The sequence below is a fragment of the Mesorhizobium sp. M4A.F.Ca.ET.050.02.1.1 genome (genome assembly GCF_003997725.1).
Classification (GTDB): Bacteria; Pseudomonadota; Alphaproteobacteria; order Rhizobiales; family Rhizobiaceae; genus Mesorhizobium.
In genome coordinates this window covers 1-5,903 of sequence record NZ_RZSG01000360.1, presented here as the reverse complement: position 1 = coordinate 5,903, position 5,903 = coordinate 1, and the positions used below count along the sequence as shown (strand labels likewise).

Here is a 5,903-nt window from a genome sequence, read left to right as displayed (position 1 = left end):
ACCTCGATGGTGAAGTCGACGTGTCCGGGAGTGTCGATGATGTTGAAGCGGTGCATCTTGCCGTCACGGCCCTTCCAGAAGGTCGTGGTCGCGGCGGACGTGATGGTGATGCCGCGCTCCTGCTCCTGCTCCATCCAGTCCATGGTGGCAGCGCCGTCATGGACTTCGCCGATCTTGTGCGACTTGCCCGTGTAGTACAGGACGCGCTCGGTCGTCGTCGTCTTGCCGGCGTCGATATGCGCCATGATACCGAAATTGCGGTAGTCTTCGATTTTGTATTCGCGGGCCATGGTAGGTGCCTCTCAGTCTCGTTCGCGCTTTACCAGCGGTAGTGCGCGAAGGCGCGGTTGGCTTCTGCCATCTTGTGGGTGTCTTCACGCTTCTTCACGGCCGTGCCACGGTTGTTGGCCGCGTCCATCAGCTCGCCCGAGAGGCGGTCGATCATGGTGGTCTCGTTGCGATTGCGCGCCGCGGTGATCAGCCAGCGGATGGCCAGTGCCTGGCGGCGCTCGGGGCGCACGTCGACCGGAACCTGGTAGGTGGCGCCGCCGACGCGGCGCGAGCGCACTTCCACATGCGGCGCGACATTGTCGAGCGCCTGATGGAAGACGGTGACCGGCTCCTGCTTGGTCTTGGCCTGGACCTGGTCCAGCGCGCCGTAGACGATGGTCTCGGCAACCGACTTCTTGCCGTCATACATGACGGCGTTCATGAACTTGGTGACGATCAGGTCGCCGAACTTCGGGTCCGGATTGATCTCACGCTTTTCTGCACTGTGACGACGGGACATGGCTTTTGTCTCTCAATCTCTCATGGCCCGGCGCAGTCAAAAAAAGCGCCGAAGCCGGAAAACCTTACTTCGGACGCTTGGCACCGTATTTCGAACGGCGCTGCTTGCGGTTCTTGACGCCCTGGGTATCGAGCACGCCGCGGATGATGTGGTAGCGCACACCCGGAAGGTCCTTGACGCGGCCGCCGCGAATCATGACCACGGAGTGTTCCTGCAGGTTGTGGCCTTCGCCCGGGATGTAGCCGATCACCTCGAAACCATTGGTCAGGCGGATCTTGGCCACCTTGCGCAGCGCCGAGTTCGGCTTCTTCGGCGTCGTGGTGTAGACGCGCGTGCAGACGCCCCGCTTCTGCGGGTTCTGCTGCATGGCCGGGACCTTGTTGCGCTTCACCGGCGCCAGGCGCGGCTTGCGGATCAGCTGGTTGACGGTAGGCATTAAACCCTCTTGTCTCTCAATTCCGTGTCTTGCCCGGTCAGGGCCGCTCAAAGCGTCGTTTCCATACGCAAATTCGGGCAACACACCGCGCCTCGCGGTCCTGCCCGAACAAATTGCAGAGGAAGCGGAAACCGCTTCATGCGCGCCGGAAATGTCTTTTCGCTCGTAAAACGAACCCTGTTTGAGGCAAACTCCAAGGCGTGTCGCCTCGAAAAGGAAAGCCTCACATCGGTTCTGACTGGGCGGCTTCTACTCGCAACCCTTCGAACCGTCAACCCCGCGCTGGCAAATATTGCGCGCGAACCGGGGCTTGGCAGCCATGCGAAAAACGCATGTAATTTTCTTGCGTCTTTTTGCAAGGGCGAGGAAGAAAGTGACCGGCTTTTGGCTGTCGCCGGCCCATGCTTCATGCCAAAAGGCGGCACGAGCCGCAGAAATGCCCTTGCCCCGCCCTTTGCCGAGAGGAATCAGCCCGTGAACGACAATGAGGAACGCCCGGTCACCATCATCACCGGCCGTGTCTGGAAGAAGAAAGGCGGCAAGCCGGAAGGCGTCCATGTGATGCTTGTGGCGCCCGACGACGATTCGGCGGTGCGCAAGGCGCTCGATTCGCTCGCCGCGGAAGGCTATGCCGAGGCCGAACTCGACCAGATCGGCGACATGGACGGCGCGCCCGATGACGAGCCGCATCTGTCGGCCTACCAGGGCGCGCTCGAAGGCGAAGTGTCGATCATCACGTTCGACGAGCCGATCTGACGATCGGCGCCGGCTTGCCCGGCGTCACTTCCCTGCTTAGAAACACCCACCTTTCCAAATCCTCGGAGTTCCCATGCCCTCGAACAAAGGTCCCATCAAGCTCGGCATCGTTGGCGTGGGCAAGATCGTCCGCGACCAGCATCTTCCGGCTCTGGCGAAAGACAGCGACTACCAGCTCATCGCCGCCGCCAGCCGGCACGGCAAGGTCGACGGCATCCCGAACTTTCCGACCATCGAGGCAATGCTCGACGCCGTGCCGGACCTCGACGCCGTCTCGCTCTGCATGCCGCCCCAGTTCCGTTACGATGCCGCGCGCGCAGCGCTCGAAGCCGGGAAGCATGTCTTCCTGGAGAAGCCGCCGGGCGCCACCGTCAGCGAGGTCGAGGACCTGAAGAGGATCGCCGGCAAGCATGGCGTTTCTCTCTTCGCCAGTTGGCACTCACGCTACGCGCCGGCGGTCGAGGCCGCGCGCGAATTCCTGGCCTCGGCCAGGATCAGCTCGGCGGCGATCATCTGGAAGGAAGACGTGCGCCGCTGGCACCCGAACCAGGAATGGATCTGGGCGCCGGGCGGCTTTGGCGTCTTCGATCCGGGCATCAACGCGCTGTCGATCGCCACCCACATCCTGCCGGCGATGTTCATCACCTCGGCGGTTCTCGATTTTCCGGAGAATCGCGCATCGCCGGTTGCCGCGCATGTCGCCTTCCGCACCTCGAATGGAGTGCCGGTGACGATGGAGCTCGACTGGCTGCAGACCGGTCCGCAGAGCTGGGACATCCTGGCCGAGACCGACAAGGGCAAGATGGTGCTTTCGGGCGGCGGCGCGAAGCTCGCCATCGACGGCAAGATCGTCCACGACGAGCCGGAAGCGGAATACCCGATGCTCTACAGTCGCTTCGCCGAGATCATCCGCGCCGGCGTCTCCGACGTCGATCTCGCGCCGTTACAGCACGTTGCCGACGCCTTCATGCTCGGCAAGCGCAATGTGGTCGAGGCGTTCTTCGATTGAGCTAAACTGAGAACCTTCTCGCCGTTATCCTATCGTCTTCGAACGGGATGTGCTCCTGTCCGAGGTTCAGAAACGATGGGCGCGGTTCGATCTCCGCGCTCCACCTCGTTCAGAACGTGTTGAACGGCAACCTCAAGGTCGTCGTGCCCCCAGCCAAGCTCGGCAATCTCGCCATACCGGACGAAATGCGAGCGGTCGAAGCCGTATTCGAATTCATTGTAGGAAATCACGCTTCGGCCGATCAACGCGACCACCCAAACGCGCCGGTCGTCCCCTGCCGGAGAGCGATGCGTCCATAGCTCCGGGTCGATGCCGAACACGTCCCAGAGTCTTCTCTGCGCAATATTCATGCGCTCTCGCCCCGCGTTGATCAGGTCCCAAAGAGCCGCCTCGTCCATCTGTCCAACCCCTTCACTCGACGATCGCTATCGCAAAGCCGTCATAGCCCTTGGCGCCGACGGTCTGGATGGCGGTGCCGTCCAGTCGCCTCTCGCCCCCAATGAACGAGAACGCCGCGCGTGCGCCTTCGACATTGGCGTCGCCGCTATCTTCCTGCACCACAGCGCCGTCACGAATGACGTTGTCGCAGACGATGACCGTTCCAGGCCGTGACAGCTTCATTGCCCAGTCGAGATAATTCGGATTGTTCGGCTTGTCGGCGTCGATGAAGACCAGATCGAACGGACCCGCGTTTTCGCCACTCAGCGCGGCGAGCGATTGAAGCGCTGGACCGATGCGCAGATCGATCCGGTCTGACACCCCTGCCCGCTCGAAATTCGAGCGTGCGACCCTGGCATGGTGCGGATCGAGCTCCAGCGTCACGACCTTTCCATCAACGGGCAGTCCCCGCGCCATCCAGATTGTCGAGTAGCCGCCAAGGGTTCCGATTTCCAGCACCCTTCTCGCGCCGCGGATGCGCACCAGCAACGACAATAGCTTGCCCTGCGCGGCGGAGACATCGATCGCCGGCAGGCCCTGATTGCGGTTTGCTGCGAGCACCGCGTCAAGCACGGGATCCGCCTCGAACAGGGAAGCAACGATGTAGTCGTCGACGGCCGTCCAGGTCTTCTTGCTCATCATAGTTCCTCGTGGCCCAAATGCGAAAAGGGGCCACATAGGGCCCCTTTCCTTCTTCTCTTCTCATCCCGCGCTTACTGCGCGGCGGTGACCATGTCGGTCAGCATCGGCTCGGCGACCTCGACGCCAGAGGCCTTGCGGCGCTCGTCGATGATCAGCTCGTCGCGCGAGGTGGCGATGCGCCGGATCTGGCTCATCGTGCCGCCGGTGCCGGCCGGGATCAGCCGGCCGACGATGACGTTTTCCTTCAGCCCCTGCAGCATGTCGGTCTTGCCGGCAACCGCCGCTTCGGTCAGCACCCTGGTCGTCTCCTGGAAGGAGGCGGCCGAGATGAAGGACGGCGTCTGCAGCGATGCCTTGGTGATGCCGAGCAGCACCGGCTGACCTTCGGCTGGCTTCTTGCCGTCCTCGATCAGCCGCTCGTTGACCTCTTCCAGCTCGATCACGTCGACGTGGTCGCCCGGAATGTAGGTCGAGTCTCCCTGCGTGGTGATCTCGACCTTCTGCAGCATCTGGCGAACGATCACCTCGATGTGCTTGTCGTTGATCGACACGCCCTGCAGGCGGTAGACCTCCTGGATCTCGTTGACGAGGTAGGAGGCAAGCGCCTCCACGCCCTTGATCGCCAGGATGTCGTGCGGCGCCGGGTTGCCGTCGAGGATGTAGTCGCCCTTCTCGATGACGTCGCCGTCTTGGAGATGGAACGGCTTGCCCTTCGGGATCAGGTATTCGACCGGCTCGAGCGTCGAGTCATGCGGCTCGATGATGATACGGCGCTTGTTCTTGTAGTCGCGGCCGAAGCGGACCGTGCCATCGATCTCGGCGATGATGGCGTGATCCTTCGGACGACGTGCCTCGAACAGTTCGGCAACACGCGGCAGACCGCCGGTGATGTCCTTGGTCTTGGCGCTTTCCATCGGAATACGCGCCAGCACGTCGCCGGGACGGACATGCGCGCCCGGCTCGACCGAGAGGATTGCCTCGACCGAGAGCAGGAAGCGGGCATCGCCGCCCTTCGACAGCTTGCCGACCTTGCCCTTGGCGTCGTGCACGATGATCGCCGGCTTCAGGTCGTTGCCGCGCGGCGTCGAACGCCAGTCGATGACCTCGCGCTTGGTGATGCCGGTCGATTCGTCGGCCGTTTCCTGGACGGAAATGCCGTCGACCAGATCCTCGAACGCCACCTTGCCCTCGATTTCGGTGAGGATCGGGCGGGTATAGGGATCCCACTCGGCGATGCGCTGGCCGCGCTTCACCTTGTCGCCATCGTCCACGAAGAGGCGCGAGCCGTAGGCAACGCGGTGCGTGGCGCGTTCCTTGCCGGCCTCGTCGAGGATCAGCACCGCCATATTGCGGCCCATGACCATCTGCTGGCCGTCGGAGTTGCGCACCACGTTGCGGTTGCGGATCTCGACCTTGCCTTCATAGGAGGCTTCGAGGAACGAAGAGTCCACCACCTGTGCCGTGCCGCCCATGTGGAAGGTACGCATGGTGAGCTGCGTGCCCGGCTCGCCGATCGACTGCGCCGCGATGACACCGACGGCCTCGCCCTGGTTGACAGGGGTGCCGCGGGCGAGGTCGCGTCCGTAGCAGACCGCGCAGACGCCGGTCCTGACCTCGCAGGTCAGCGCCGAGCGGATGCGCACCGACTGCACGCCGGCCTTCTCGATCTGCTCAACGTCGCGTTCGTCCATCAGCTTGCCGGCCTTGACCAGCACTTCGCCGGAGACCGGATGGTTGATGTCGTCGAGCGCCGTGCGGCCGAGCACGCGCTGGCCGATCGAAGCGACGATCTGGCCGGCATCGACGATCGGCTGCATGGTGAGGCCCTTGTC

Annotated in this window: 7 protein-coding genes and 1 pseudogene; 2 read left to right on the top strand and 6 right to left on the bottom strand. The window is 63.2% G+C overall.

Going from position 1 to position 5,903, the window contains the following annotated elements; translation table 11 throughout:
- The 3 genes from EOA33_RS21440 to rpsL all read right to left on the bottom strand — a co-directional run.
- Positions 1-290 (bottom strand): GTP-binding protein (locus tag EOA33_RS21440; RefSeq protein WP_127406512.1); only part of this gene is annotated, 290 nt, incomplete at its 3' end.
- Positions 291-319: 29 nt separating this feature from the next.
- Positions 320-790 carry a 30S ribosomal protein S7 gene (gene rpsG, locus EOA33_RS21435; protein ID WP_126054431.1) on the bottom strand — a complete coding sequence of 157 codons (471 nt, stop codon included), beginning with the start codon at positions 788-790 and terminating at the stop codon, positions 320-322.
- Between the two features lie 64 nt (positions 791-854).
- Complete coding sequence (gene rpsL / locus EOA33_RS21430; RefSeq protein WP_006202128.1) at positions 855-1,226, bottom strand: 30S ribosomal protein S12; 372 nt, start codon at positions 1,224-1,226, stop codon at positions 855-857.
- 474 nt (positions 1,227-1,700) lie between these two features.
- Here rpsL and EOA33_RS21425 point away from each other — a divergent pair, with 474 nt between their 5' ends.
- Complete coding sequence (locus tag EOA33_RS21425) at positions 1,701-1,982, top strand: transcriptional regulator (protein WP_126054430.1); 282 nt, start codon at positions 1,701-1,703, stop codon at positions 1,980-1,982.
- A 73-nt stretch (positions 1,983-2,055) separates the two neighbouring features.
- A complete protein-coding gene (locus EOA33_RS21420) occupies positions 2,056-2,991 on the top strand; it encodes a Gfo/Idh/MocA family oxidoreductase (protein ID WP_127406511.1) in 936 nt (311 codons plus the stop codon).
- 29 nt (positions 2,992-3,020) lie between these two features.
- On the opposite strand, the gene EOA33_RS21415 is transcribed toward EOA33_RS21420, so the two are convergent.
- From EOA33_RS21415 to EOA33_RS21405, 3 genes and pseudogenes are all read right to left on the bottom strand, one after another.
- On the bottom strand, positions 3,021-3,389 hold the full coding sequence (locus tag EOA33_RS21415) for a hypothetical protein (protein WP_127406510.1): 369 nt from the start codon (positions 3,387-3,389) through the stop codon (positions 3,021-3,023).
- A gap of 13 nt (positions 3,390-3,402) precedes the next feature.
- Entirely contained in the window at positions 3,403-4,068 is a 666-nt protein-coding gene (locus EOA33_RS21410; RefSeq protein WP_127406509.1) for an O-methyltransferase, read from the bottom strand.
- Positions 4,069-4,142: 74 nt separating this feature from the next.
- Positions 4,143-5,903: pseudogene (locus EOA33_RS21405) on the bottom strand (DNA-directed RNA polymerase subunit beta'); the annotation flags it as partial.